General features: G+C 62.8%; 26 protein-coding genes. 19 read left to right on the forward strand and 7 right to left on the reverse strand.

The window, feature by feature from the left end:
- Window positions 1–59: 59 nt before the first annotated feature.
- The 6 genes from SB764_RS25865 (at window position 60) to moaD (ending at window position 5,676) form a co-directional block, all read left to right on the forward strand.
- Entirely contained in the window at window positions 60–1,448 is a 1,389-nt protein-coding gene (locus tag SB764_RS25865) for a cytochrome ubiquinol oxidase subunit I (protein WP_410865467.1), read from the forward strand.
- 4 nt (window positions 1,449–1,452) lie between these two features.
- Window positions 1,453–2,460 (forward strand): cytochrome d ubiquinol oxidase subunit II, encoded by a 1,008-nt coding sequence (gene cydB, locus SB764_RS25870; protein WP_065059723.1) that lies wholly within the window; start codon window positions 1,453–1,455, stop codon window positions 2,458–2,460.
- A gap of 93 nt (window positions 2,461–2,553) precedes the next feature.
- Window positions 2,554–3,465 (forward strand): bestrophin family protein, encoded by a 912-nt coding sequence (locus tag SB764_RS25875; protein WP_065059724.1) that lies wholly within the window; start codon window positions 2,554–2,556, stop codon window positions 3,463–3,465.
- A 171-nt stretch (window positions 3,466–3,636) separates the two neighbouring features.
- A complete protein-coding gene (moaA, locus tag SB764_RS25880) occupies window positions 3,637–4,740 on the forward strand; it encodes a GTP 3',8-cyclase MoaA (protein WP_410865470.1) in 1,104 nt (367 codons plus the stop codon).
- 73 nt (window positions 4,741–4,813) lie between these two features.
- A complete protein-coding gene (locus tag SB764_RS25885) occupies window positions 4,814–5,356 on the forward strand; it encodes a molybdenum cofactor biosynthesis protein MoaE (RefSeq protein ID WP_080180754.1) in 543 nt (180 codons plus the stop codon).
- 62 nt (window positions 5,357–5,418) lie between these two features.
- A complete protein-coding gene (gene moaD / locus SB764_RS25890) occupies window positions 5,419–5,676 on the forward strand; it encodes a molybdopterin converting factor subunit 1 (protein ID WP_065059726.1) in 258 nt (85 codons plus the stop codon).
- Here moaD and SB764_RS25895 read toward each other — a convergent pair.
- Window positions 5,627–6,079 carry a DUF3331 domain-containing protein gene (locus SB764_RS25895; protein ID WP_082991878.1) on the reverse strand — a complete coding sequence of 151 codons (453 nt, stop codon included), beginning with the start codon at window positions 6,077–6,079 and terminating at the stop codon, window positions 5,627–5,629. The genes moaD and SB764_RS25895 overlap by 50 nt on opposite strands.
- 513 nt (window positions 6,080–6,592) lie before the next feature.
- On the opposite strand from SB764_RS25895, the gene SB764_RS25900 reads away from it, so the two are divergent.
- From SB764_RS25900 to SB764_RS25945, 10 genes are all read left to right on the forward strand, one after another.
- On the forward strand, window positions 6,593–7,447 hold the full coding sequence (locus SB764_RS25900) for a transporter substrate-binding domain-containing protein (protein ID WP_065059727.1): 855 nt from the start codon (window positions 6,593–6,595) through the stop codon (window positions 7,445–7,447).
- A 51-nt stretch (window positions 7,448–7,498) separates the two neighbouring features.
- The gene (locus SB764_RS25905; protein WP_065059728.1) at window positions 7,499–8,161 is read left to right on the forward strand and encodes an amino acid ABC transporter permease; all 663 of its coding nucleotides are present in this window, start codon (window positions 7,499–7,501) and stop codon (window positions 8,159–8,161) included.
- Between the two features lie 31 nt (window positions 8,162–8,192).
- Window positions 8,193–8,846 carry an amino acid ABC transporter permease gene (locus SB764_RS25910; protein WP_065059729.1) on the forward strand — a complete coding sequence of 218 codons (654 nt, stop codon included), beginning with the start codon at window positions 8,193–8,195 and terminating at the stop codon, window positions 8,844–8,846.
- On the forward strand, window positions 8,843–9,670 hold the full coding sequence (locus SB764_RS25915; protein WP_065059730.1) for an amino acid ABC transporter ATP-binding protein: 828 nt from the start codon (window positions 8,843–8,845) through the stop codon (window positions 9,668–9,670). Before SB764_RS25910 ends, SB764_RS25915 begins: the two co-directional genes overlap by 4 nt.
- Entirely contained in the window at window positions 9,667–10,917 is a 1,251-nt protein-coding gene (locus SB764_RS25920) for a M20 family metallo-hydrolase (RefSeq protein WP_410865473.1), read from the forward strand. Before SB764_RS25915 ends, SB764_RS25920 begins: the two co-directional genes overlap by 4 nt.
- 40 nt (window positions 10,918–10,957) lie before the next feature.
- The gene (locus SB764_RS25925; protein ID WP_065059732.1) at window positions 10,958–11,656 is read left to right on the forward strand and encodes a DUF1989 domain-containing protein; all 699 of its coding nucleotides are present in this window, start codon (window positions 10,958–10,960) and stop codon (window positions 11,654–11,656) included.
- A 277-nt stretch (window positions 11,657–11,933) separates the two neighbouring features.
- Window positions 11,934–12,488, forward strand: a complete 555-nt coding sequence (locus tag SB764_RS25930) for a cupin domain-containing protein (RefSeq protein WP_410865562.1) — start codon at window positions 11,934–11,936, stop codon at window positions 12,486–12,488.
- A gap of 12 nt (window positions 12,489–12,500) precedes the next feature.
- Complete coding sequence (gene speB, locus SB764_RS25935) at window positions 12,501–13,472, forward strand: agmatinase (RefSeq protein ID WP_183715926.1); 972 nt, start codon at window positions 12,501–12,503, stop codon at window positions 13,470–13,472.
- 429 nt (window positions 13,473–13,901) lie between these two features.
- A complete protein-coding gene (locus SB764_RS25940; protein ID WP_065059734.1) occupies window positions 13,902–15,053 on the forward strand; it encodes a porin in 1,152 nt (383 codons plus the stop codon).
- Between the two features lie 154 nt (window positions 15,054–15,207).
- Window positions 15,208–16,611, forward strand: coding sequence for a DHA2 family efflux MFS transporter permease subunit (locus tag SB764_RS25945; RefSeq protein ID WP_065059735.1), 1,404 nt, complete (start codon window positions 15,208–15,210; stop codon window positions 16,609–16,611).
- A gap of 55 nt (window positions 16,612–16,666) precedes the next feature.
- Here SB764_RS25945 and SB764_RS25950 read toward each other — a convergent pair whose 3' ends face one another.
- The 6 genes from SB764_RS25950 to SB764_RS25975 all read right to left on the reverse strand — a co-directional run bounded on the left by SB764_RS25950 (window position 16,667) and on the right by SB764_RS25975 (window position 23,481).
- Window positions 16,667–17,911, reverse strand: a complete 1,245-nt coding sequence (locus SB764_RS25950; RefSeq protein ID WP_410865476.1) for an acyl-CoA dehydrogenase family protein — start codon at window positions 17,909–17,911, stop codon at window positions 16,667–16,669.
- Window positions 17,912–17,948: 37 nt separating this feature from the next.
- Window positions 17,949–18,713, reverse strand: a complete 765-nt coding sequence (locus tag SB764_RS25955; protein WP_110327703.1) for an SDR family oxidoreductase — start codon at window positions 18,711–18,713, stop codon at window positions 17,949–17,951.
- 55 nt (window positions 18,714–18,768) lie between these two features.
- Window positions 18,769–19,443 (reverse strand): histidine phosphatase family protein, encoded by a 675-nt coding sequence (locus tag SB764_RS25960; RefSeq protein WP_410865478.1) that lies wholly within the window; start codon window positions 19,441–19,443, stop codon window positions 18,769–18,771.
- Between the two features lie 121 nt (window positions 19,444–19,564).
- Window positions 19,565–20,464, reverse strand: coding sequence for a LysR family transcriptional regulator (locus SB764_RS25965; RefSeq protein WP_074985328.1), 900 nt, complete (start codon window positions 20,462–20,464; stop codon window positions 19,565–19,567).
- A gap of 102 nt (window positions 20,465–20,566) precedes the next feature.
- Complete coding sequence (locus SB764_RS25970; protein WP_065059740.1) at window positions 20,567–22,399, reverse strand: SLC13 family permease; 1,833 nt, start codon at window positions 22,397–22,399, stop codon at window positions 20,567–20,569.
- A gap of 149 nt (window positions 22,400–22,548) precedes the next feature.
- A complete protein-coding gene (locus SB764_RS25975; RefSeq protein ID WP_321866790.1) occupies window positions 22,549–23,481 on the reverse strand; it encodes a LysR family transcriptional regulator in 933 nt (310 codons plus the stop codon).
- A 145-nt stretch (window positions 23,482–23,626) separates the two neighbouring features.
- Between SB764_RS25975 and SB764_RS25980 the strand changes: the two genes are divergently transcribed.
- The 3 genes from SB764_RS25980 (at window position 23,627) to pqqB (ending at window position 25,829) form a co-directional block, all read left to right on the forward strand.
- A complete protein-coding gene (locus SB764_RS25980) occupies window positions 23,627–24,496 on the forward strand; it encodes an NmrA family NAD(P)-binding protein (RefSeq protein WP_410865481.1) in 870 nt (289 codons plus the stop codon).
- A gap of 256 nt (window positions 24,497–24,752) precedes the next feature.
- Window positions 24,753–24,824 (forward strand): pyrroloquinoline quinone precursor peptide PqqA, encoded by a 72-nt coding sequence (pqqA, locus tag SB764_RS25985; RefSeq protein ID WP_110327818.1) that lies wholly within the window; start codon window positions 24,753–24,755, stop codon window positions 24,822–24,824.
- A gap of 93 nt (window positions 24,825–24,917) precedes the next feature.
- The gene (gene pqqB, locus SB764_RS25990) at window positions 24,918–25,829 is read left to right on the forward strand and encodes a pyrroloquinoline quinone biosynthesis protein PqqB (RefSeq protein ID WP_410865483.1); all 912 of its coding nucleotides are present in this window, start codon (window positions 24,918–24,920) and stop codon (window positions 25,827–25,829) included.
- The last annotated feature ends 28 nt before the right edge of the window (window positions 25,830–25,857 follow it).

Consider the following 25,857-nt stretch of genomic DNA (forward strand, 5'->3'; position numbering starts at 1 on the left):
GCCGCGTCCGGCCGCTCTGGGCATGCGCATGCAGTCGCCAATGGGAGTTTACAAAAATCATGGATATTTTCGACGCCTTTCATCTCGCCAGGCTGCAATTCGCGTTCACCGTCTCCTTTCATATTGTCTTTCCGGCAATCAGCATCGGCATGGCGAGTTTCCTGGCCGTACTCGAATGGCGTCTGCTGCTCACCGGCGACCCCGCCTATAAAGACATGTACCGCTTCTGGGTGAAGATCTTCGCCGTGGGGTTCGGCATGGGCGTGGTGTCGGGCGTCGTGATGGCTTACGAATTCGGCACGAACTGGAGCGGCTTCTCCGCCATAGCGGGCAATATTACCGGACCGCTGCTGACCTATGAAGTCTTGACCGCCTTCTTTCTCGAAGCCGGTTTTCTCGGCGTCATGTTGTTCGGCTGGAATCGCGTGAGTCCGAAAGCGCATTTCTTTTCCACGCTCATGGTGGCGGTCGGCACGCTCATTTCCACTTTCTGGATTCTTGCGTCGAATAGTTTCATGCAAACGCCGCAAGGCTATGCCATCCAGAATGGCCGCATCGTGCCGGTCGACTGGTGGAAAGTGATCTTCAATCCGTCCTTCCCGTTCCGGCTCGCGCATATGACGATTGCGGCGTTTATCGTCGCCGCGTTTATCGTGGCCGCGTGCGGCGCATGGCATTTGCTGCGCGGCCGCCGCGACGTGCCGGTCAAGCGCAGCTTTTCGATGGCGCTCTGGATGCTGCTCGTGCTCGCGCCCGTGCAAATTTTCGTCGGCGACGCGCACGGGCTCAATACGCGCGAATATCAGCCCGCGAAAATCGCGGCCATCGAAGGGCTTTGGGAAACCGAGCACGGCGGCACGGCGCTCAATCTCGTCGGTCTGCCCGATATGGACGCCGAAGTCACGCGCTACGCAATCCAGGTGCCGCATTTAGGCAGCCTGATTCTCACGCATAGCTGGAATGGCGAAATTCGCGGTCTCAAGGAATTTCCGCCCCAAGACCGGCCGTATTCGCCGATCATTTTCTGGACGTTCCGCATCATGGCCGGGCTAGGCATGTTGATGCTGCTGACTGCCGTGCTGGGCCTGCTGCTGCGACCGCGCGGCCGGCTGTACGAATCGCGCGCGTTTCAGCGGCTGGTGTTCTGCATGGGCCCCTCGGGCATTCTCGCGCTGCTCGCAGGCTGGATCACCACCGAAGTCGGCCGCCAGCCGTGGACCGTTTATGGCGTGGTCCGCACCATCGATTCGGTTTCGCCTATTGGCGCACAACAGGCGGGCGTGTCGCTGCTGATCTTCGTGATCGTCTATTTCCTCGTGTTTGGCACGGGCGTGTATTACATGCTCAAGATGATGAAAAAAGGACCGGCGACCGGCGTGGAAACGAACGAGTCGCTGAAATATCCGGGCTTGCATAATCGCGCGCTAGACGCCGTGGTGGGAGAGTAAGGCCATGCAAATCGACCTTCCTGTAATCTGGGCCGCCATTATCGGGCTCGGCGTGTTTATCTACGTGATGCTCGACGGTTTCGATCTCGGCATCGGCCTGCTCTTTCCGTTTTTCGAAGGCAAGGGCGAACGCGAGGTGATGCTCAATACCGTCGCGCCGGTCTGGGACGGCAACGAAACGTTTCTCGTGCTCGGCGGCGCCGGTTTATACGGCGCGTTTCCCGTGGTGTATTCCACTTTGCTGCCCGCCAATTACATGCCGCTGATCCTGATGGTGGTAGGCCTGATATTCCGTGGCGCGGCTTTCGAATTGCGCGCAAAAGCCACGCGCACGCAACACGCATGGGACCTCGCGTTCATTGGCGGTTCGGCGCTCGCGGCCATGTGCCAGGGCGTAACGCTCGGTTCGCTGCTGCAAGGCATCAAGATCGTCGACGATAAATTCGCGGGCGATCCTTTCGACTGGTTCTCGCCGTTCAGCGTGTTCTGCGGCTTCGGCGTGTTGCTCACCTACGCCACGCTCGGCTGCGGCTGGCTCATCATGAAAACGGACGGCGACCTTCAGCGCAAGATGCGTGAAGTCATGCGCCCGCTCGTGGCGGTGCTGCTGCTGGCGATTGCCATCGTCAGCCTGTGGACCGTGCTGGGTTTGCCTTCGGTGAGACATCGCTGGTTTCTCAGCGGCAATCTCGGCTGGTTTCTGCCGGTGCCGATTCTCGTGGTCGCCAGCGTGTGGGGCATTTTCCATGCGCTGCGTGCGCGCCACGAAACCACGCCTTTCGTGCTGTCGCTGGCAATCTGCTTTCTGGGCTACACGGGGCTCATTATCAGCATCTGGCCGTATATCATCCCGCCTTCGCTCACGATCTGGGAGGCCTCGTCGACACGTTCGAGCCAGCTATTCGCGCTCGTCGGCACGGTGATCGTCTTGCCGGTCATTCTCGTCTACAACGCGATGCAATACCGCGTGTTCCGGGGCAAGGTGCGCGAAGGCGACCCAGGTTATCACTGACTGGCATGACGCCGCGCCGCGCCCGCGAGAACTGCGAGTAAAACTGCGCGGGCGCGCGCGGCATCCGCATCGTGTCCATAATAAACAAGCATCATGATTGTCCGACCGCGCGAAAACTGGTTCCGGTTGCTGTTCATCTGGAACGGCTCGGTACTCTCGTCGATCATTCCGCAGCTGATTTTCATGGCCGTGGTCAGCACCCTCGCCGTCTTCACGCACGGGCGCGTGTTCGGCGAAAAGATTCCGCTCAATACGGCGCCGTTTACCTTATTCGGCGTAGCGCTCGCGATCTTTCTCGCGTTTCGCAATAACGCGAGTTACGAACGCTTTAACGAAGCGCGCCATCTCTGGGGCAATCTGCTGATCGCTTCCCGCACGCTCACGTCGCAAATACTCTGCTACGTGCCGGAGCGCGCCGACGCCCAACGCATCGCGCAGCAATTGATTGCCTTCATTTACGCGCTCAAACACGAATTACGCGGTTCCGATCCCTCGCAGGATCTTTTGCGCCTGCTTGGACGCGAACGGGCCGATGCGCTGAGCGGCCAGTGCTATAAACCCATGTCGATACTCAACGACATGCGGCATGAACTGGCGATCGGCCAACATCGCCTTCACGCCTCCGATACGCGTCTGTGGATGTTCGACGCGCAACTCGCCGAACTCGGCAAGTCGCTGGGCGGTTGCGAGCGCATTGCCTCCACGCCCATTCCGTTTGCGTACAACGTGCTGCTGCATCGCACGGTCTACGCGTATTGCGTGCTGCTGCCGTTCGGGCTGGTCGACTCCACGGAATTCTTCACGCCGCTGCTGTGCGTATTCATTTCCTACACGCTGATTGCGCTCGAAGCCATTGCCAGCGAAGTTGCCGATCCATTCAGCCTGACGCCCAATGCGCTCGCCCTAGACGCCATGTCGCGCAATATCGAGCGCTCCGTGCTGGAACTCTGCGGATGCGCCCTGCCCGAGCCGGTTGCGCCAGTCCGTCCCTATCAATTGACCTGAGGGTTCGCCCTCGCGGCCCAACTGTACTGCTGCGTTCCATCACCGACTGTGCACCAGCGTCGTGCGCCCGCGGCACTATGCTGCACACACGCTCGCGATATCGCTCCAATTGACCGCTGATGGAGCCTATCGACGTATTCCAATCGCCTTTTCGCCCTACCCCAACCGATCGTGAACGCCGTCGCCGAAGCTATTACCGCCCAATCCGCCGTGACTGCCCGCGCCGTCGATGCGTCCGCCGCTGCGGCACGAGACAGTCACGACCGGCCGCTGCGCGATTTGCGCCTCTCCGTGATCGACCAGTGCAATTTCCGTTGCACCTACTGCATGCCGCGCGAGGTCTTCGACGAGCACTATCGTTTTCTGCGCGCTTCCGAGCGGCTCTCGTTCGATCAGATGATGAAAATCGCGCAGGCATTCGTTGCGCTCGGCGTCGAGAAAATCCGCATCACGGGCGGCGAACCGCTGTTGCGACGCGGACTCGAAACGTTCATCGAACGTCTCGCCCGACTCACCACGCTCAACGGCAAGCCGCTCGATATCGCGCTGACGACGAATGGTTCGCTGCTCGCCGCGCGTGCGCGTGGTTTGCGCGACGCGGGCCTCTCGCGCGTGACGGTCAGCCTCGACGCGCTCGACGACACCGTATTCCGCCGCATGAGCGACGTGGATCTGCCCGTCGCGCGCATTCTCGACGGCATCGAACAGGCGCAGGCTGTGGGCCTCGCGCCGGTGAAAGTCAACACGGTGATCGAGCGCGACGTGAATGACAATCAGATTCTGCCGCTCGTGCAGCATTTCAAAAGTAGCGATATTGCGCTGCGCTTTATCGAATTCATGGATGTGGGCGGCGCGGCGGGCTGGTCGAATTCCACGGTCCTGAAAGCGCACGAGATGCGCGCGATCGTCGAAACGGTATTTCCGCTCGTCGCTGCCGATCGTGCCGATGCCTCCGCCACGTCGGTCGATTATCGCCACGTGGACGGCCAAGGCACGGTGGGGTTCATCGCCAGCGTCTCCGAGCCGTTTTGCGGGCAATGCTCGCGCGCCCGCGTGTCCGCGGACGGCCAGCTCTATACCTGCCTGTTCGCGACGCAAGGCGCGGATCTCAAACCGTGGCTCGGCGAAGCGGTGCCCGGCGAGCACTTGCAGGACGCCATTCACGCGCGCTGGAACGCCCGCGACGACCGCTATTCGGAATTGAACGCCGACCGCCGCCGCGCCGGTACGGGCAAGAGCTGGCCCACCGTGCGCATGTCGCTGGTTGGCGGCTGAACCGCGCGCGCCGCTTTGCGCCTCACGAATCCCGCATCGCGGACGTATCGAGGACCCCAGAGGAAATAACGCAATGACACAGCCTTCGGATCGAGACGAGCGGCACGCCGATGAAAAACCGCCGGCTGAAGATCTGCGCTTGTTCGCAAGCGGCATTGCAGCGGGCTTTGAAGTGCGCGTGCAGCACGCACCCATCGACGTGGCGGCGGAAGTCACACCGATCATGCGTAACCCCAACGTGGGCGCCGTGGTGGATTTCGTCGGCATCGTGCGCAATAGCGGCGATGGCGACGACATTGTCGCGCTAGAACTCGAGCACTATCCGGGTATGACCGAGCATTCGCTCTGGAGCATCGTCGAGGAAGCGGCGGCGCGCTGGTCATTGGATGCGGTGAAGATCGTGCACCGGATAGGACGTATTGCGCTCGGTCTTCCGGTGGTGATCGTCGTGGTGGCTTCGCCGCATCGCGCAGCCGCATTCGAAGCCTGCGAATTCATCATGGATTTTCTGAAAACGCACGCGCCGTTCTGGAAAAAAGAAATCTGCCGCGATGGCGAATCGCATTGGGTCGAAGCGAAAAGCCAAGACGAGCAGGCCATGCTTCGCTGGGGATGAAATCCGTTTATCGCAGCACGGTTGAACATTCCCTCGCACGATTGCGCATCAGGACACTATTCATGCAACTCACCATTAAATATTTCGCGAGCATTCGCGAATCACTCGGCGTGTCCGAAGAAACACTGCAAGTCGACGACACACCGATCACCATCGACGCGCTGCGCAAACAACTCAGGCAACGCGGCGCAGGCGCGGCCGAAGCACTCGACAGCGCCCGGCCGGTACGCGTGGCGGTGAATCACGAAATGGTCAGCAACGACTTCGTGGTCAGGCAGGACAGCGAGATTGCGTTTTTCCCTCCCGTGACGGGGGGATAAGCGACGGGTCGAGCGCGGAAGCCAGCACAGCCCAGTCCGCGTTGATCGGCGCCACACCGCGCGTAAAAGGCCGATAGATCTTGTCGCCGCGCTGAATCGGCGCGCCCGTGAGCGCGCACAGCCCACGCTTTCTCGCGATGCACAGCCGCCACGGCTGTTCCGCATAACGCCCGCTGGTGGGATCGCTCCACGATACCGAAATCAGGTTGTCCGACCACGCTTCGACAAACGCAAAATGCGCGCGCAAGGCGGGCACGGGCCGCGCGATGGAAGGATCGATCCGCGCGGCTCGACTGGCGCACGCGCGACGCGAAGCGCGCACCGCATGACCGTGAGGAACCGGGCCGCCGCTAAGCAGATTGAGCGTGTATTGCCACGCATTGCCGCCGCTGAGTTCTCGCATCGTGTGCCTCTCCTGAAAGACGGGGGTTTATCTGTTTAATTCATACCGTATTACGATTCTTTTATTGAGCACGGAACGATCCCCGATTCATTTCCATGCTAGCACTCGATGCATGGAAATGAGCCATTTCAAACCGATACGATGAATCGGTCAATATCCATCGGGCAGAAGCCGGCCTGAGCAACGCGCCCGGTCCCGGCTCTCTTATCGAAATCCTCACACACCGGCGTCGTTAGCAGCACACCGTTTCGCGCGTTTCACGCGCTTGCCGCCGCCAAGCACGTTTCCGCACCGCCCGCATCCCCATCACGGTGCATCGCGCCTTTTATGCGTTGCACATCACGGCATCGCTCACGCTCGCGGTGCACGCCGCGTCCGCACCTTCTCGCCCCCCGCCTTGTGCAGCGGCGTTTCCAGCCGCTGGCACGCATCATGCTAATTGAACATCATTCAAGTCACTTGAATACGATTCCTGTCACTTTCACCACTCGCCACGGTCTTCCAGGGAACATCATGCATAAGTCAGTCCGCCGTTTCGTCCTCGCCCTGAGCGGCGTCTTCACGCTCGCCGCCGCCGCGCCCGTGCTCGCACAGGACGATCTGCTCGCGCGCATCAAATCGAACAAGGAAATCACGGTCGCGACCGAAGCACGTTACGCACCGTTCGAATATGTCGATAACGGCAAGATCGTCGGTTATGACGCCGACCTCATGGCCTATGTGCTCAAGTCGCTTCCCGACGTTAAGGTGAAGCAGCTCGATCTGCCGTTTCAGGGCCTGCTGCCGGGCCTCGACGCGAAGCGTTTCGACATCGTTGTGACCGCGGTCACCGTCAACAAGGATCGCGCCGATCACTTCGCCTTCACGCTGCCGGTGGCGGACGCCACGACGGGCGTGCTGCTGCGTGCGAACGAAAGCGCCATCAAATCGCCGAACGATCTGAACGGCAAGGTGGTCGGCTCGCAAACGGGTTCCGCGCAATTGCAGGCGCTCGTCGCGCTCGACAAGAAGCTCAAGGAAGCAGGCGGCCCCGGCATCAAGCAGATCAAGCAATACGTGTCGTTCGACGAAGCGTATGCGGACCTCGCGGTGGGCCGTCTCGACGCTGTTGCGCAATCGGTCGCGAATCTCGGGCCGCTGATGAAGTCGCGTCCGGGCGTGTTCACGCTGCTGCCGCAAACCATCGGCCCGAAGAGCTACTTCGCGTGGGTTGCACGCAAAGACGCAGACAGCGCCGCGCTGCTCAAGCTCTTTAGCGACGGCATCGCCCGCGCAAACAAGGACGGCACGATGAAGAAGCTGCAGGAGAAGTGGTTCGGCTCGACCATGGACGTGCCCGCTGACGCGCTGCCCGCTCCGACGCTTTAAGTCACGTTTCATCCCGCGTTTTCACCCACGATTTACCGGACCTCGCGCAACATGAACGCACCCGATCTGCTCACGCGCTGCGCCGGCTATCTGCCGCAGCTTCTCGACGGCGCGCTGACGACGCTCTGGCTGTCGGCTGTCGCCGTGGGCTGCGGCTTCTTCGTCGGTGTGTTCGTCTACACCATGTCGGTGAGCCACAGCCGCCTGTTGCGCGGCGTCGCACGCGTCTATGTGAGCGTGCTGCGCGGCACGCCGGTCCTTGCGCAATTGCTGGTGTTTTACTACGTGCCCTCGGCGCTCGGCATCGAACTGCCGGGCGTCGTGGCCGCCGCGATCGGGCTCTCGCTCAACACGGGCGCCTATCAATCGCAGATTCTCGGCGCGGGTTTTCGCGCCATCGCGCCCGGCCAGATCGAGGCCGCGCTCACCTTCAACCTCACGCGTCGCCAGGTGCTCTGGCATATCGAGGTGCCGCAGGTCGTGCGCGCCACGCTGCCCGCACTTGTTTCCGAAATGATCGACATCGTCAAGGCATCGGCGGTCGTCTCGGTGATCTCGGTGACGGACCTGATGCGCGTGGGTCAGCAACTCTCGTCGTCGAGTTATCGGCCGCTGGAAGTCTATTCGCTCGCGGCCGTCTTTTATCTGGCGATCACCTCGCTGCTCGCCTGCGCAGGCCATGTCTTCGCTCGCCGCACGGCGCGGCGCGCTTAAGTCTGCACCGATCGTCTGCACGGATGCCCCCATGGACTCGCTGATTGCCCTCGTTCCCCGCTTCGCCGCCGCCACGGCCGTCACGCTCGAAGTCAGCGTGCTCGCCGCGCTCATCGGCATGGTGGCGGGTTTCGCGCTCAATGCGCTGCGCCTCGCGTTCGGACGCGCCTTCGCGCTGCCGTATGGCGCATTCATCTGGCTGATTCGCGGCACGCCGTATCTCTCGCAACTCGTCATCGTCTATTTCGGATTGCCAATGATTGGCGTGACGATGAGCGCCGTGGAAGCCACCGTCGTTTCGCTCGCGCTCTACGCCAGCGCCTATTTCGCGGAGATTTTTCGCACGGCGTGGGCCAGCGTGCCGCGCGGCCAGCTCGAAGCAGCCGCCGCGTTCGGCGTGAGCCGGCGGGCCACGTTCCGCGCGATCGAACTGCCGCAGGCGCTCGCCTTCGCGCTGCCGCTCATCGCCAATCAAACGATTCTCGTGATCAAGGAAAGCGCGGTGGCGTCGATCATCACCGTGCCCGAACTGACGATGACGGCGAGCGACGTGGTCGCCTCGACCTATACGTATATCGGCCCGTACGCGCTGCTGATCGCGTGCTACTGGCTGCTGACCCAGGCCGTCTCGCTGCTCGCACAGCGCGCGACGGCACGCATTCCCTTTCTGCGAAAGACCTCATGAGCGCTCTTCCGATTCTCCAGCTGCGCGCCGTCGGCAAGTCATACGGCGCAAACCGCGTGCTCAAGGGCATCGACCTCGACATCATGCGCGGCGAAATCGTCACGCTGATCGGGCCGTCCGGCTCGGGCAAGACGACCGCCCTGCGCTGCATGAATTTTCTGGAAGCCTATGACGAAGGCGAAGTGTGGATCAAGGGCCAGCTGCTCGGCTATCGCTCCTCGGGCCGCACGCCGCGCGATCGTGACAGCGAAGCGAGCATCGCCGAGGTGCGCCGCCCCGTGGCCATGGTGTTTCAGCAATTCAATTTGTGGCCGCATATGAGCGTGCTCGACAACGTCGCCGCCCCGCTCGTGCTCGCGAAGAAAATGCCGAAGCGCGACGCCCGCGAGAAAGCGCGCAAGGCGCTCGAACGCGTGGGCATGGGCCACAAGGCCGACGCCTGGCCCGCGAGCCTCTCGGGCGGCCAGCAGCAGCGCGTGGGCATCGCGCGCGCGCTCGCCATCGAGCCGGAAGTGATGCTGCTCGACGAACCCACCTCGGCGCTCGATCCCGAACTCGTCGAAGAAGTGCTCAACGTGATCCGCTCGCTCGCGCAGGACGGCATGACGATGGTGATGGTCACGCACGAAATGAGTTTCGCCGCGAAGATCTCCGACAAGGTCGTGTTCATGGAAGCGGGCGCGATCGTCGAAGCGGGACCGCCCGCGCAACTGTTCGGCAACACGCGCACCCCGCGCCTGCAGCAGTTTCTCAAACCGTGGCTCGAACGCAGCCTGACGTTCGCCGCCGAACCCGCGCTCGCCGCGCAAGGAGCCGCATCGTGAACGCGCCGCATGAACTCGCGACCCGTGTCGCGCAGCACGTCGATGCCGAGCGTTTGCTCGCCGCCGTTGAAACGCTCGCGTCGTTCGGCGCGCGCGACGACGGCGGCGTGAACCGCCCCGCCCTGAGCGCCGACGATCTCGACGCGCGCCGTTATCTGATCAAGCGCGCGCATGCGCTCGGCTGCACGGTGTCCGTCGATGCCTGCGCGAATCTGTTCGTCCGGCGCGCGGGCACCGAAGCGCTCGCGCCCGTCGTCACCGGCAGCCATATCGACACGCAGCCTTCGGGCGGCAAGCTCGACGGCTGCTATGGCGTGCTCGCGGGTTTCGAAGTGCTCGAAGCGCTCAACGATGCGAACGCGCAAACGCGCCGTCCGCTCGAAGTCGCGATCTGGACCAACGAGGAAGGCACGCGATTCGCGCCGGGCGCGATGGGTTCAAGCGCGTTCGTCGAACCGGCGCGCATGGCGCGTTATCTCGACGCGCGCGATGCGCAAGGCGTGACGCTGCGCGAAGCGCTCGACGCCCATCAGCAGGCATTTCCCGAACTCGCCGCGCACGCAGCGCGCGAAGCCGTACACGCCTTCGTCGAATTGCATATCGAACAAGGCCCGCAACTCGAGAATGCGGACCTGCCGCTCGCGGTCGTCAGCGGCATTCAGGGCGTGCGCTGGTACGCGTTTCATTGCACCGGCGTGGCGGCCCACGCGGGCACCACGCCCATGCCGCTGCGCCGCGATGCGATGACGCTCGCGCTCGCGCTGCACGCCGAACTCGACGGCATCGCGCGCCGCCTGGGCGCGGAGCACACGCGCGTCACCTTCGGCCGCTGGAACGTCGAGCCGAATTCGATCAACACGATTCCTTCGAACGTGAGTTTCACGGTGGATTTCCGCCACCCCGACTCCACCGTGCTCGACGCCTTCGACGACGCCGTGCACACGCTCGCGAAGCGCCACGAAGCACGCCTCGAAGCGCTGTTCTCGCACGCGCCCGTTGCTTTCGACGCGGCCGTGCTCGCGACGCTCGACGCCGCCTGCCAGGCGCTCGATGCGCCCGCCACGCGGCTCACGTCGGGCGCGTTTCACGACGCCATGTATCTCGCCGGCCATTGTCCGAGCGCGATGCTGTTCGTCCCGAGCATCGGCGGCATCAGCCATAACCCGGTCGAAGCCACGCATCCGCATCACCTCGTGCTGGGCGCCCGCGCGCTCGCCCACAGTTTGACCACGCTCTGCGATGCCTGAGCGATTGACCCACTTCACCCGCACCACACCAGGAGTCCCTATGAATTTCCCCGCAGCCACCGCCACGCACGCCGACGACAACGGCACCGAGAACGGCATCAACGCCACGCTGCACGAGCCGATTTCGGCGGATGGCACGCCCGAGCTCGGCAAGACCTACACCGTCCCCGCGCGCTGCGGCCGCGCCGTGCGCGTGAAGGCGGGCCAAACCATTCGCATCGCGAATCCGCACGGCACGCAGGTCTGCGATACATGGATCTTCAACGCGCAGCATCTGAACGAATTCCTCTCGTTCGAACACACGCGCGCGTATCTCGACAAGATCATTCCGCAGCCGGGCGATCCGCTCGTGACCAACCAGCGCCGCCCGATCGCCGAACTCGTGACCGACACCTCGCCCGGCGTGCACGACACGCTGATCGCCGCGTGCGATCTGTATCGCTATCGCAATCTCGGCGTGGAGGGGTATCACGACAATTGCGCCGACAATCTGCGTCTCGCGCTCAAGGCCATCGGTCTGCGCACGCGTGAAGTGCCGCAGCCGTTCAACCTGTGGATGAACATTCCCGTGAAGCCCGATTATTCGATCGACTGGCTGCCGCCCGTTTCGAAGGCCGGCGATTACGTGGAAATCAAGGCGGTGATGGATTGCGTGGTGGCGATGTCGGCGTGCCCGCAGGATATCATTCCGATCAACGCGCTCAACCCGCTCGAAGTCGAGTTCACGGTGTTCGCGTAACACACGCTATGCCGGTGATAGTGGCGACGTTGCCGTCGCCCTGATCTCTCCGATCGACGGAAACACACACGTGGCCAACGACAAACGTTCTTCCTCGACGGGCACCGCCCGTCCTTCCCGCGCGGGCACGAATACGCGCGCCGCCGCCGGCGCCGTCGCCACTGCTGAGCCGGCGCAGAAAGCCGCTGTGAAAGCGGCGGCGAAAACCGCCCGCAAAACAGCGGTCAAAACGGCCACGGCCGCCGCGTCCACGGGCACCGACGGGCTCGGCACGCGACTGCGCCACGCGCGCCTCGTGCAGCAGATGACGCTCAAGGCGCTCGCGGAACAGGCGGGCTGCTCGGAGAGTCTGCTGTCGAAGATCGAAGGCGGCCACGCCACGCCGTCGCTCGCCACGCTGCACCGGCTCGCGCTGGCGCTCGACACCAACGTCGCGGCGCTGGTCTCGGGTCCGGTTGCATCGGCCTCGCCGGTGCAGCGCGCGAGCGAGCGGCCCGCCGTGCGCTTTCCCGCTGCGCAGGGCGCGCGCGGGCGCTCGGCGCAACAGACGATCGTGCTCGAACGCCTCGTCGTGCCAGGACCGGGACGTCTGCTGCAAGGCGACATTCACGTGCTCGAACCGCAAGCGCGCAGCGACGAGCAGATCAGCCACGCAGGCGAGGAACTCGGCTACGTGCTCGATGGCGAACTCGAACTCACGCTCGGCGACGAGACCTGGCGTCTGCAGGCCGGCGACTCGTTCTACTTCCCGAGCACCGAGCCGCACAGCTATCGCAATCCCGGCGACACCGTCACGCGCGTCTTGTGGATCAACACACCGCCGACCTTCTGAGCGCTTGCGCCGATGACCCAGACCGACCTCTCGCAGATGCAGATGCCGCGTTTCGCCGGCATTCCCACCTTCATGCGCGTGCCGTTCGCGCGCGACCCGCAGGACTACGACATCGCGCTCGCCGGCGTGCCCTACGACGGCGGCGTGACGGCACGGCCCGGCGCGCGCTTCGGCCCGCGCGAGATCCGCAATATGTCGACGATGATGCGCGCGATCCATCACGTCACGCGTTTCAATCCGTTCGAGGTGTGCCGCGTGGCCGATATCGGCGACGTGCCGTTCGAGCATCTTTACGACATCGAGCGCGCGCATGCCGATATCCGCGCATTCTTCGAGCCCGTGTTTCGCGCCGGAAAACGCGCGCTGATTGCGGGCGGCGACCATTCGATTACCTTTCCGATCTTCCAGGCAATCGGTGCGGCACAGGCCGCAAAGACGCCGCTCGCGCTCGTGCATATCGATGCGCACACCGACACCTGGGACGCGTACAAAGGCTCCAAATTCACGCACGGCGCGCCCTTCCGGCGCGCGGTGGAAGCGGGCCTGCTCGATCCCACGCGCACGATCCAGATCGGCATACGCGGCGCGCAGAACACCGACGAAGGCTGGCGCTATTCGCTCGACCACGGCATGCGCGTGGTATTCATCGAGGAATTCGAGGCGCTCGGGCCTGCCGCGATCGCCGCCGAGGCCAGACGCATCGTGGGCGACATGCCGGTCTATCTTTCCCTCGACGTCGACGGACTGGACCCGGTCTTCACGCCTGGCACCGGCACGCCCGAAATCGGCGGCCTCACGACGCGCGAAACGCTGGCGCTGCTGCGCGGACTCGATGGCTTGAACTGGGTGGGCGGCGACGTGGTGGAAGTCTCGCCGCCTTACGATCCGTCAGGCAATACGGCGCTGGTTGCGGCCACACTGATGTACGAAATGCTATGTCTATTCGCGCGCGGCCACGCCACCGAAAGCGCCGACCACACTTGATTCACATCGGCCAGTTCAATTTATGAATGAATCTATTGCTGAATCCGCACTAATTACGATTTTTTGATGCCATACAATGGCGTCAACTGTTTTGAGTTTCAAACAGTTATCCACGCTTTGTAGCCCCGCCTGACCGGTGGGGCTTTTTTTCTGGCGCGAAGGTTCTCTTCTGCGGCTAAAACCCCTTGAAATGTGGCGTTAAATCACTTTCAGTGAGTGCCGCATACGCTTTTTTCTTACCATTTATTTCATCGATTTCAATACGTTGGCTTAATCCGCGCCGCGGCGTCGCATACGTATTCGGATGAATTTTCTCTCCGTGTTGTCACAAATTTGCTACGGCTTTTTTAATTGCTTGCGCATCAATGAGAGCACGCGATAGCCTTCGCTTCTCGTTTCAAAAGCCGTACAACAACAACGGAGTTACAGATGAAATCACGCGCCCTTACTCTTGCAGCACTGGCCTCGTTCGGCATCGCCGGCGCCGCCCACGCTCAATCGAGCGTCTCGCTCTACGGTGTGATCGACACGTCGATCACCTACGTCAGCCACGCAGACGGCAGCAACAATCTGTGGGCCCTCGGCAACAGCAGCGCCGGCAACCTGTCGGGTTCGCGCTGGGGCGTGAAGGGTTCGGAAGATCTGGGCTCGGGCCTCAAGGCGATCTTCCAGCTCGAAAACGGTTTTAACCCGTCGACGGGTGGTCTGGGCCAAGGCAGCCGCATGTTCGGCCGTCAGGCATTCGTTGGCCTCGCCAGCGACCGCTTCGGTACGGTTACGCTCGGCCGCCAGTACGATCCGCTGATCGACCTGGTTCAAGGCATCACCGAAGACAACTACTTCGGTTCGGTGTTCGCAACCGCAGGCGACGTCGACAACTACGACAACAGCTTCCGCGTGAACAACGCAGTCAAGTACACCTCGCCGGTCTACCGTGGCCTGCAAGTGGAAACGATGTACTCGTTCGGCGGCGTCGCCGGCTCGACGGGTTCGGAGCAGTCGTACTCGGCAGCCGTTTCGTACACGAACGGCCCGCTGGCAGTCGCAGGCGGCTACTTCTACGCAGCCAACAGCGCAGGCGACCGCTCGACGTGGACGAGCACCTCGGACGGCACGTTCGACGGCGCGATCAACAACGGTTACCAGACCGCTCACTCGCTGCAGATCGCACGTATCGCCGCACAATACACGGTCGGTTCGTTCAACCTGGGCCTCGGCTACAGCAACGCGCAATACGCGGCTGATGCTGACTCGGCGTTCAACACCACGCAGAAGTACAACACGGCGCAAGGCTTCGTGAACTACCAGCTGAACCCGGCACTGCTGCTGGGCGTGGGCTACAGCTACACGCACGCAAGCGGCGACACGTCGGCGAACTACCACCAGATCTCGCTGGGCGGCGACTACAACCTGTCGAAGCGCACGGACATCTACCTGACGGCGGCTTACCAGCACGCGAGCGGCAACACGCGTGACGAAGACGGCAATGTCGTCGCAGCACAGGCTTCGATCGGCTCGTACGGTTACAGCGGCACGGGGTCGCAGACGATGGTCAACCTCGGCCTGCGTCACCGCTTCTAAGCGCATAGCCGACGATTGCGCCGGTTTGGCCGGCCACTCGCGTCGTACCCGAACCGCCCGAAACGCCCCGCGTTTCGGGCGGTTTTGCATGATGGGCCCGATCGATGCGGGCTATACTCGACCGCTCGATGCCGTCGACCTTCGCCCGCCCGTTATGAGACTCGCCCTCGACCGCCGCACCGCGACCGCTCTGCTCGTCGCCGCCGTGTTCTTCATGGAAAACCTCGACGCCACCGTGATCGGCACCGCGCTGCCCACGATGGCACGAGACTTCGGCACCGCTGCCGCGCATCTGTCGATCGGCGTCTCCGCGTACCTCGTCGCGCTCACGGTGTTCATTCCGATCAGCGGCTGGATGGCCGACCGCTTCGGCGCGCGCAACGTGTTCTGCGCCGCCATCGTCATCTTCACGCTCGCCTCGCTGCTCTGCGCCGCGAGCGGCGATCTGGTTGCGTTCACCGCGGCGCGCACGCTGCAAGGCGTGGGCGGCGCGATGATGGTGCCGGTCGGCCGCCTCGTCGTGCTGCGCCATACGCCCAAGGAAGAGATCGTGCGCGCGATCGCGATCCTCACGTGGCCCGCGCTCGTCGCGCCCGTGCTCGGTCCGCCCGTCGGTGGCTGGATCAGCACGCACTGGAGTTGGCACTGGATCTTTCTGCTGAATCTGCCGCTCGGCATCGCGGCGCTGATCGCGGCCCTCGCGCTCGTCGACAACGAGAACGCGCGCCGCGCGCCGTTCGACGTGACCGGTTTCGTGCTCACGGGCGCGGGCTTCGGTCTCTTCATGTCGGGCCTCGAAGCGGCGAGCCGCGCGGATGTGTCGCGCTGGCTCGCGCTCGCCATGCTCGCGGCTGGCCTCGCACTGCTGGCGATTTCCGCGTTCCATCTCAAGCGCGCCGCGAATCCGCTCTTCGGTCTCGCACCGCTTTCCATCGCCACGTTTCGCGTAACGGCGCTCGGCGGCTCGCTGTTTCGCATCGCCATCGGCACGGCGCCGTTTCTGCTGCCGTTGATGTTTCAGCTCGCGTTCGGTTATAGCGCGGTTGAAGCGGGCACGTTATTGCTCTGGCTGTTCGCCGGCAATCTGGCGATGAAACCCGCGACCACGCGCATCATGAATACGTTCGGTTTTCGTCAGGTGCTGATCGGCAATGGCGTGCTGGTGGCGCTGGGCTTCGCCGCCTTCACGTTGCTGAATGCGGATACGCCGCGCTGGATCGTATGCGCGCTGCTATTCGTGAGCGGCATGACGCGCTCGATGCAGTTCACGGCGATGAACACCATCGGTTTCGCCGACGTGCCGCAAACGCAAATGAGCCATGCAACGACGCTCTTTTCGGTCCTGCAGCAGATGAATGCGGGGATGGGGATTGCGATTGGCGCGCTCGCGCTATCGGTCGCGCAATTGCTGCACGGCACGCCGCAGGCCACGCCGGGCGCCGCCGACTTTCATCTTGCGTTCGGCATGATCGCGGCCATGGCGGCGCTGGCGATCGTCGATAGCGTGATGCTCGCGCACGATGCGGGCGAACGTGTGCTCGCGCGCGAACGGTCCTAGCAGAAAGCTTGCGATCGAGGCATGAGGGAGCGCCTCATGCCTGAACGCGCACGCCCTATACAGAAGGCTTCAAATACGGATTGCCGCCTTCGTTTTCTCGACGCTGCGCCTTCACTTCCATACGCGCAATGCTTTGCAGATGCACTTCGTCCGGACCGTCGGCGAAACGCAGTGCGCGGCCCCACGTCCAGCTATCGGCGAGCGGCGTATCGGGCGTCAACCCCATCGCACCGAACACCTGCATCGCGCGATCGCACACGGCGGTATGCACGCCAGGCACCAGCGCCTTGATCATGGAGATTTCCTTGCGCGCGTCTTTTGCGCCCACATTGTCGATCATCCACGCGGTCTTCAACACGAACAGGCGCGCCTGATCGATTTCGATGCGCGACTTCGCAATCCATTCCGCGACCGTGCCGTGCTCGAGCAGCGTCTTGCCGAACGCGGTGCGCGACTGCGCGCGTTCGATCATCAATTCGAGCGCGAGTTCGGCTGCGCCAATCGAGCGCATGCAGTGGTGAATGCGGCCCGGCCCCAGACGCGCCTGCGCAAGCGCGAAACCACTGCCTTCCTCGCCGAGCAGATTCTCGCGCGGCACGCGCACGCCATTGAATTCGATCTCGCAGTGGCCTTCGGGCGCGACGTGATTCAGCACCGGAATATTACGGACAATCGTCACGCCCGGCGTGTCGCGCGGCACGAGAATCATGCTTTGCTGACGATGCGTGGGCGCGTCGACATCGGTCTTGCCCATCAGGATAAATAGCTGGCAATTCGGATGCGCCGCGTTCGTGATGAACCATTTGCGACCGTCGATTACATAATCGTTGCCCTCGCGCCGGATCGACGTCGTGATATTCGTGGCATCCGACGACGCCACCGCCGGCTCCGTCATCGCAAACGCCGAGCGAATCTTGCCGTCGAGCAGCGGTTCGAGCCACTGCTTGCGCTGTGCAGGCGTGGCGAACATATGGAGCAATTCCATATTGCCCGTATCCGGCGCATTACAGTTAAAGACTTCCGACGCCCACGACACGCGCCCCATGATTTCCGCGAGCGGCGCATATTCCAGATTCGTGAGCCGCGTGCCCGGTTCGTCGTCGCGCAGATGCGGCAAGAACAGATTCCAGAGCCCTTCCGAGCGCGCCTTGTCCTTGAGTGCCTCAATGAATGAAACCGGATATTTTCTGGCGTTCACTTCTTCATGCCATTGATGAATGCGCGGCACGATATGCGTGTCCATGAACGTGCGCAATTGCGTGCGCAGCGCGTCGACCTTCGGGCTAAAGGCAAAATCCATTTCATTCTCCTTGCAGGACATTCATGCAGCAACCGGTTCAGATCGTCTGTCCGCCATCGACAACGATGCATTCGCCGGTCGTAAAGCTCGCGGCGTCCGACACCAGATAGAGCACGGTTCCGGCCATTTCGCGCGGCTCGGCATGACGGCGCAGCGGAATCGTCTTCAAGAAGCCTTCATAGAGCGCCTGATTGTCGAACAGCGCGCCGGCGAAACGCGTTTTCGTCAGCCCTGGCAGCAAAGCATTCACGCGAATGCCGACCGGCCCGCATTCCTTGGCGAACGCGCGCGTCATGTTGACGATGGCGGCCTTCGTGATCGAATAGACCGCTTGCTTGTCGCCGGGCTGCAACGCATTCACCGACGCCGTATTGACGATCGCGCCACCGCCGTTTTCGCGCATCATCTTGCCGGCCTCGACCGACATGAAGAAATAGCCGCGTAGATTGACTTCGACGGTTTTCTCGAATGAAGCCAGATCGGTATCGAGAATATGGCCGTAATACGGATTGGTCGCGGCGTTGTTCACGAGAATATCGAGCCGGCCATGTTTTGCGCGAATATGCTCGAAGATTGCGTGAATATCGTCCATGCGGCCCACATGGCACGGATACGCCTCGGCGCTGCCGCCCGCCTCGCGAATCGCACGGGCCACCGTTTCGCAGTCGTCGCGCTTGCGGCTCGACACGATCACATGCGCGCCCTGTTCCGCGAACAGGCGCGCGATTTCTTCACCGATACCGCGGCTCGCGCCGGTCACCAGCGCGATCTTTCCCGTCAAGTCGAAGAGATTCGTCGTCACACTTCACCTCGATGATTGTTAATGGATACGTTCCGTGGCGCAACGCCGACGCGAATCAGCCGTAAGTCACGAACTCGCGCCGGTCGGTCTGCTCCAGATGCGGCAAGACGTTGAAGCTCACGAGCGACATGGCCTGTTCGTTGAACACATACTGGCTCACGCTGCTATTGCGGATCTGCATATTGAGCGCAATGGAGGCGGCGGCAGGCGCCTGCAGGATTTGCTGCGTGAAAACGGAAATGGGTCCGCCCGAACTCACGACCAGCACGCGTTTGCGGCCCATGCGCTGAATCGCCTGACGCGCGCGTTCGACACGCGCCTGAAACTGCGCCCAGCTTTCGGGCAGCTTGCCGGGCAAGCGGTCTTCCGACCAGAGATGCAGCGTCTGTTTGAGGGCTTTGTAGAAGTCTTTGGGCGAACTTTCTGGCGCGGCATCAGACGTAGACGCGCTTTGTTCGCGCGCCGCAAACAGTGCGCGAAAATCGTATTCGTTGAGGTCGGCGTCGCGTACGACGTCGGTGCGCAGTCCGCGCATGGCCCAGAGAATCGCGTCGGCGGTCTGCTCATGGCGACGCATCGTACCGATCACCACGCGGTCGAATTCCAGCGCCTGCCGTGCGAAATACTCGCCGAGCCAGCGCGATTGCGTGCGCCCGGAAGGAGAAAGCTCGTCGTAGTTTTCAGCGCCGAACGACGCCTGTCCGTGCCGCACCAGATAGAGTTCCGCCATGCCATCCTCGTCTGAACATGGCAGTCACGATACCGGCCCGCGAGGCATTCAGGAAATTTATTCTATTTATACCGGCTCATAACCATTGGTGACACCATGGCGCATCACCGTGCGTCGAAAATCAGGGTTTTCGCGAGCGCATGAGTCGGCCGATCTGCTCACGCAGCCAGCGATGCGCGGGATCGCCGGACACGCTGCGATGCCAGTAACCATGCGACTCGAGTTCCGGCAATTCAAACGGCAAGGCGAGAATACGCGCGTCGTAGCGGCGCAAAAGTGCGAGCGGCGCGGTCAATACGAGGTCGGTGCGCATGGCGATCAGCGGGGCGACCAGATAATGCTGCACGCGGGTTTGAATCGTGCGCCGCATGCCGAGTTTGTTCAATTCCGTATCGACGAGACCCGGCCCCTGCCTGCGGCTGGACACGTGAATATGGCCGAGCTGCAGATAATCGTCGAGCGTGAGTTTTTTCTTCGTGAACGGATGATCCTTACGCAGCAGACACGCATAACGGTCGCGGCCCAGCGCCTGCTGTTCGAGTTGCGGATCGTCGATCAGCGGCGCATCAATCGCGAGATTCACCGCGCCGCTCGCCAGCGCCTCAGGCACTTCGCGGCGCGTGGTGAAATAACTTTCGATGCGGATGCCCGGCGCCTGACGTTGCAGCACCTCTTCGAGCGCGGGCAACAGCAAGGCCTCGGTGAGATCGTTCATGCTCAGGCGGAACGTGCGCTGCGACGTGGCCGGATCGAATTGCTCGCCCGCATGCGTGCTCGAATCGAGCAATTGCAGCGCCTCGCGCACGCGTCCGATGATGTTTTCGGAGACTGGCGTCGGCATCATGCCCGCGGACGTGCTCACGAAGAGCTGATCGCCGAAGGTTTTGCGCATGCGCGCGAGCGCATTGCTCACGGCAGGCTGCGTGATGAAAAGCAGTTCCGCCGCGCGCGTGAGATTGCGCGTGCGATAGACGGCTTCGAAAACAATGAAGAGATTGAGGTCGATCTTCGTCAGACTCATGGGTGCAAACTCAGGGGCTCAGCCTCGTAGACGGTTTTATTCGGGCTCGCACGAGACTAACCGGCACGGCGCGCTGCCGTCAATCGCACCGCACTATTCCACTCACTGCAGATACGCGGGCCACAACAACGGCACGAGCAGCACGTTGATCACGAGCGCCGCGAGCGAAGCGGGCAACCCGACGCGAAAGAACTCGCCGAAGCGATACCCGCCCGCCGTGCTCACCAGCGAATTCACGGGCGTGGAAACCGGCGACATATAGGCCGCCGAAGCGGCCACGGCCACCGTCATCGCAAACGGATACGGCGACGCGTGCAAATGCGCGGCCATCGCAATCACCACGGGCGCCATCAGCACGGCGGTCGCCGTACTCGAAATGACGATGCCCACCACCAGCGTCAGCACGAAAATCGCTGCAAGCAAGCCATGCACGCCCCAGCCGCCCGCAATGCGCAGCACCGCATCGGCGGCCATGTCGATACCGCCGGTGCTTTGCAGCGCGATCGAAAACGGCAACATGCCGACGATCAGCACGAGGCTGCGCCAATGAATCGCGCGATAGGCGCTGTCGAGACTCACGCAGCCCAAGGCGCCCATCAGCAGGCAGCCGATCAGGCCCGCAAGCACATTCGGCACCCACGGCGTGAGCAGCATCGCGATCACCAGCGCCATACAGGCAATCGCGTGTGGCGCCTTGTGCGGCACGGGCACGAAAGCCTCGCTTTCCACCGGCATCGCGAGACAGACGATGTCGCGCTCGACCGAATCCATCGTGAAGAGACTGAGCCACGGCCCGACCACCAGCAGCGTGTCGCCGACCTTGATCTTGCTGGTTTGCAGGCTGCGCGCGAGCGGCGCGTCGCCGCGCCGCAAACCCACCACGGTCACGCCGTGACGACGCAGCGCCACCGAACTGCGCGGCACGCTGCCGACGAGATTCGAATCGGGCGGCACGATCACTTCCGCCATGCCCACGTCATGCGTCTGATCCGTGAAATACGCACCCGACATGCGCATCGGCACCAATGCGAAACGCGTGCAGAACGCCTGCACGTCGAAGTCCTCTTTCTCCACGTCGAGCAACAAGACGTCGTTGGGTGCCACATTGCTGTCCGAAGTCGCGAGCAGCACCGTCGTGCCCATACGCGCGCGGCGCTCGATGGCGACCACGTGCGCGTCGGGATTATCGTCGAGCCCGCATTCGCCGAGCGTCTGCCCCACCAGCACGGAATGCGCGCGCACGCGCAAACGAAACGCGCGCCCTTCGAGCGAATAGCGCTGCACCCAGTCGTTGATCGTCGGGCGCACGAGCGTCGTGCCGCGTTCCGCACCGCGCAAATGGCGCTTCGCGAACAGCATCCACGCAATGCAGGCGAGCAGGATCGGCACGCCAACAGGCGTGATTTCGAAGAAGCCAAAACCGTGATGGCCGCGATGCACGAGCGCGCTGTTCACGACCAGATTCGACGTGGTCGCAACGAGCGTGAGCATGCCGCTCGTCAGCGCCGCCATGCTCATCGGCATGAGCAGACGCGCGCGCGACACGCCCGATTGACGCGCGATGCGCAATACGATGGGAATGAAGATCGCGACGATGGCCGTCGAACTCATCACCGAGCCCATCAAGCCGACCACCGCCATGATCAGCACCACGAGCCGCTTTTCGTTCGAGCCGCCGCGCGCAATCAGATAGTCGCCCACGCGCTGCGCGACGCCGGTACGCACGAGTCCGTCGCCGAGCACGAACAGCGCCGCGATCAGCACGATATTGGCGTCGGAGAACCCCGCCAGCGCCTCGGGCACGGTGATCACGCCCGCCAGCGGCAGCACGACGATCATGATGAGCGCCACGGCATCCGCGCGCGGACGGCCGATCAGGAACATCGCGATGGCGCTCGCGAGACTGCCAACGGTAATCAGGAGTTCGGTGGACACGTTAAGCGCGAGGCGAGTCGAGTTTGGCCGGTCTGTCGCTGCTTCGCGGAGTGTGCCGGATTATCGCGGCGCGTGAATCGAACGGCAGTAAGTAATTGTTTTAGCGGGAGATTTCAGGCGATTAAAAAGTCTGGAGAAAAGCTGGCCGTTCAATACCACGGCACGTCTTTCAAGGTCGCGCCCGTGATGCCGACGATGAAGTCGAGAAACGCCCGCACTTTCGCGGACGGCAAACGCCGCGACGGATAAAGCGCGTAAAGCGGAAAGCGCTCGTCGGGCCAGTCGGGAAACAGATCGACGAGTTTGCCGCTGTCGAACAGCGGCTGCGTGCCGAGCGCCATGATCTGCGCAATGCCGTGGCCCGCCAGACACGCGCCGTGCATGGTCGAGACATCGTTCACCATCAGCCGTCCGCGCGCCGCAATCACGAGTTTCTTGCGCGGCCGGTGAAACTCCCACACGAACGGCCGCCCCGTTTCCGGGTCGCGATAGTGAATGCACTGATGCGGTTCGCGTTCGAGATCTGCGGGTTTGAGCGGGCGTCCGCGCTTCTTCAGATAAGCCGGCGACGCCGCCGTGACGATGCGCGTGTCCAGCAGCTTGCGCGCAATGAGCGTCGACGGACGCGGCACGCCGAAGCGCACCGCGAGATCGAAACCGTCGGCCACCATATCGCCGAGCGCGTCGCGCGTGAACAGATCGACGTCGAGTTCGGGATAACGCTCGATGAACTGGCCGATGCGCGGACTCAGCACGATCTTCGAAAAGAACGGATCGACATTCACGCGCAGCCGCCCGCGCACTGCGCTCGCGCCACCTGCCGCCGACGACGCCGCGTCTTCGAGCCCGTCGAGCAGCGGCACCACTTGCGCGTAGAACCGGCGCCCTTCGTCGGTCAGCGTGACGGTGCGCGTGGTGCGATCGAACAGGCGGATGCCGAGCCGCGCTTCGAGCCGCGCGACCGAGCGGCTCACGCCCGATTGCGACATGTCGAGGCGCTCGGCCGCGCCCGCGAAACTGCCGCTGTCGACGATGGCCGTCATCACGCCCATGCCGTTGAGTATGCGTTCGTCGAAAGACATCGTGATTCTCCCGCCACGCTCGTCGTGGATTGATGCCATTGTGTCATGAGTCCCATGCCTTCCATGTCATGGTGTAACGCACGCGCCGCGCCCACAATTCGAAGCATCGAACACTTTCCTCGCACCATCGAACGGGAGCATGCAGATGTACGCCATTACGGGAATCACGGGTCAGGTAGGCGGCGCGCTAGCGCGCACGCTGATCGCCCAGCAACAAGCAGTGCGCGCAGTCGTGCGCAGCGCCGAAAAAGGCGCGCCGTGGGCGGCGCAAGGGTGCGAAATCGCACTCGCCGATATGAACGACGCCAACGCACTGCGCCACGCATTCGAAGGCGCGCGCGGCGTATTCGTGTTGCTGCCGCCGGTTTTCGATCCTTCGCCCGATTTCGCAGAATCGAAGCGCACGATCGAGGCGCTGCGCGTGGCGTTGAGCGCGGCGCGACCGGAACGCGTGGTCGTACTGTCGACCATCGGCGCTCAGGCGCGTGAATCGAATCTGCTCACGCAGCTCGGCCTGATGGAAACCGCGTTGCGCACGCTGCCCTCGCCGGTCGCCTTTCTGCGCGCGGCGTGGTTCTACGAGAATGCCGCGTGGGATCTCCAGCCCGCACGCGAATCGGGCACGATCGCGAGCTTCCTGCAACCGCTCGACAAACCTGTGCCGATGGTCGCGACCGAGGACATCGGGCGTGTCGCGGCGCAGTTGCTGCAGGAAACGTGGGACGGCGCGCGCGTGGTCGAACTCGAAGGTCCACGCCGCGTGACGCCGAACGAGATCGCCGCCGCCTTCGCGCAAGTGCTGGGTCAACCGGTGCGCGCGCACGGCGTACCGCGTGAAAGTTGGGAAGCGCAATTTCGCGCCCAGGGCATGCTCAATCCACTGCCGCGCATGCGCATGCTCGACGGCTTTAACGAGGGCTGGATCAAATTCGAAGCCCCGATTCAAGCGTCGAGAGGCCGTGTGACATTGCAATCCGTCATTCAACGCCTTTGCGAGCGCGATCAATTAGCGTGACTTCGATCTTCTTACATTTCACAACGCACGCCCCATCTCGTCGAATTGCGCAATGATGCAATTCATTCCCTTATTTTTGCTCAGATAGCAATAATCAGAGGAATTCGCGGAATTTCATGTAGCGGAAAACACCAATTGCAAACCTCAATGCGTCATCGTGCCCAAATTTGATACGATGCGCGTGAGGCGGATGGCGCGCGTGTTCGCTCACCCGGCGTCCGCCTGTTCAACCCGTTTCAACGAAAGGAGTTCCGCCATGTGGACCAAGCCCGCTTATACCGACCTGCGTCTCGGTTTTGAAATCACGATGTACATCTCGAACCGTTAATTCGCAGCATCGACGGTCACGATAGCCCCGGCCCGCCGGGGCTTTTTCTCTTGACGCGCTTGACACGCACAGCGGCGTCGCCTTTCATCAAGCATGCATATTCAAATTCTCGGCTCCGCAGCCGGCGGCGGCTTTCCGCAATGGAACTGCAATTGCGCCAATTGCGCGGGCTATCGCAGCGGCCGCATTCGCGCCCATGCACGCACGCAATCGTCGATTGCCGTTTCCGACGACGGCGTTTCGTGGGTGCTCTGCAACGCCTCACCGGACATCCGCGCGCAATTGCAGGGCTTCGCGCCGATGCAGCCGAACCGCGCGCTGCGCGACACCGGCATCGCGGCCATCGTGCTGATGGACAGCCAGATCGATCACACGACCGGTCTGCTGAGCCTGCGCGAAGGCTGCCCGCACGACGTCTGGTGCACCGACATGGTCCACGAGGATCTGAGCACGGGCTTTCCGCTGTTCACCATGCTGCAGCACTGGAACGGCGGATTGCGCTGGAACCCGATCGTTTCGGGCGAGGCGTTCCAGATTCCCGCGTGTCCCAATCTGCGTTTCTCGCCGTTCGCGCTGCGTAGCGCAGCGCCGCCGTATTCGCCGCATCGTCACGATCCGCATGAAGGCGATAACATCGGCCTCGTGATCGAAGATCTGCGCACAGGCGGCAAGCTGTTTTACGCGCCTGGCCTCGGCGAAGTGGATGCCGCCCTGCTCGACCGCATGCATGCGGCCGACTGCCTGCTCGTTGACGGCACGCTCTGGACCGACGACGAAATGCAGCAACGCGGCGTGGGCACGCGCACGGGCCGTCAGATGGGCCATCTCGCGCAAAGCGGCGCGGGCGGCATGCTGGAAGTGCTCGAACAGTTTCCGCGTGCGCGCAAGATTCTCACGCACATCAATAATACGAATCCGATTCTCGATGAAGATTCTCCCGAGCGCGCCGAACTCGCGCGCCGCCAGGTGGAAGTCGCGTTCGACGGCATGAGCATCGAGATCTGATGATTGCGATGCGGCTGTCACGCATCCC

This window comes from Paraburkholderia sp. SIMBA_027 (assembly GCF_046535315.1).
GTDB classification, from domain to species: domain Bacteria; phylum Pseudomonadota; class Gammaproteobacteria; order Burkholderiales; family Burkholderiaceae; genus Paraburkholderia; species Paraburkholderia tropica.

Coding starts and splice junctions, on each gene's coding strand:
- SB764_RS25885 (WP_080180754.1), top strand. CDS start 4,814: ATGACACAGCCTTCGGATCGAGACGAGCGGCACGCCGATGAAAAACCG.
- SB764_RS25910 (WP_065059729.1), top strand. CDS start 8,193: ATGGACTCGCTGATTGCCCTCGTTCCCCGCTTCGCCGCCGCCACGGCC.
- SB764_RS25925 (WP_065059732.1), top strand. CDS start 10,958: ATGAATTTCCCCGCAGCCACCGCCACGCACGCCGACGACAACGGCACC.
- SB764_RS25865 (WP_410865467.1), top strand. CDS start 60: ATGGATATTTTCGACGCCTTTCATCTCGCCAGGCTGCAATTCGCGTTC.
- SB764_RS25915 (WP_065059730.1), top strand. CDS start 8,843: ATGAGCGCTCTTCCGATTCTCCAGCTGCGCGCCGTCGGCAAGTCATAC.
- cydB (WP_065059723.1), top strand. CDS start 1,453: ATGCAAATCGACCTTCCTGTAATCTGGGCCGCCATTATCGGGCTCGGC.
- SB764_RS25945 (WP_065059735.1), top strand. CDS start 15,208: ATGAGACTCGCCCTCGACCGCCGCACCGCGACCGCTCTGCTCGTCGCC.
- SB764_RS25950 (WP_410865476.1), bottom strand. CDS start 17,911: ATGGATTTTGCCTTTAGCCCGAAGGTCGACGCGCTGCGCACGCAATTG.
- moaD (WP_065059726.1), top strand. CDS start 5,419: ATGCAACTCACCATTAAATATTTCGCGAGCATTCGCGAATCACTCGGC.
- SB764_RS25905 (WP_065059728.1), top strand. CDS start 7,499: ATGAACGCACCCGATCTGCTCACGCGCTGCGCCGGCTATCTGCCGCAG.
- SB764_RS25940 (WP_065059734.1), top strand. CDS start 13,902: ATGAAATCACGCGCCCTTACTCTTGCAGCACTGGCCTCGTTCGGCATC.
- SB764_RS25965 (WP_074985328.1), bottom strand. CDS start 20,464: ATGAGTCTGACGAAGATCGACCTCAATCTCTTCATTGTTTTCGAAGCC.
- SB764_RS25900 (WP_065059727.1), top strand. CDS start 6,593: ATGCATAAGTCAGTCCGCCGTTTCGTCCTCGCCCTGAGCGGCGTCTTC.
- SB764_RS25975 (WP_321866790.1), bottom strand. CDS start 23,481: ATGTCTTTCGACGAACGCATACTCAACGGCATGGGCGTGATGACGGCC.
- SB764_RS25980 (WP_410865481.1), top strand. CDS start 23,627: ATGTACGCCATTACGGGAATCACGGGTCAGGTAGGCGGCGCGCTAGCG.
- pqqB (WP_410865483.1), top strand. CDS start 24,918: ATGCATATTCAAATTCTCGGCTCCGCAGCCGGCGGCGGCTTTCCGCAA.
- SB764_RS25895 (WP_082991878.1), bottom strand. CDS start 6,079: ATGCGAGAACTCAGCGGCGGCAATGCGTGGCAATACACGCTCAATCTG.
- SB764_RS25960 (WP_410865478.1), bottom strand. CDS start 19,443: ATGGCGGAACTCTATCTGGTGCGGCACGGACAGGCGTCGTTCGGCGCT.
- SB764_RS25875 (WP_065059724.1), top strand. CDS start 2,554: ATGATTGTCCGACCGCGCGAAAACTGGTTCCGGTTGCTGTTCATCTGG.
- speB (WP_183715926.1), top strand. CDS start 12,501: ATGACCCAGACCGACCTCTCGCAGATGCAGATGCCGCGTTTCGCCGGC.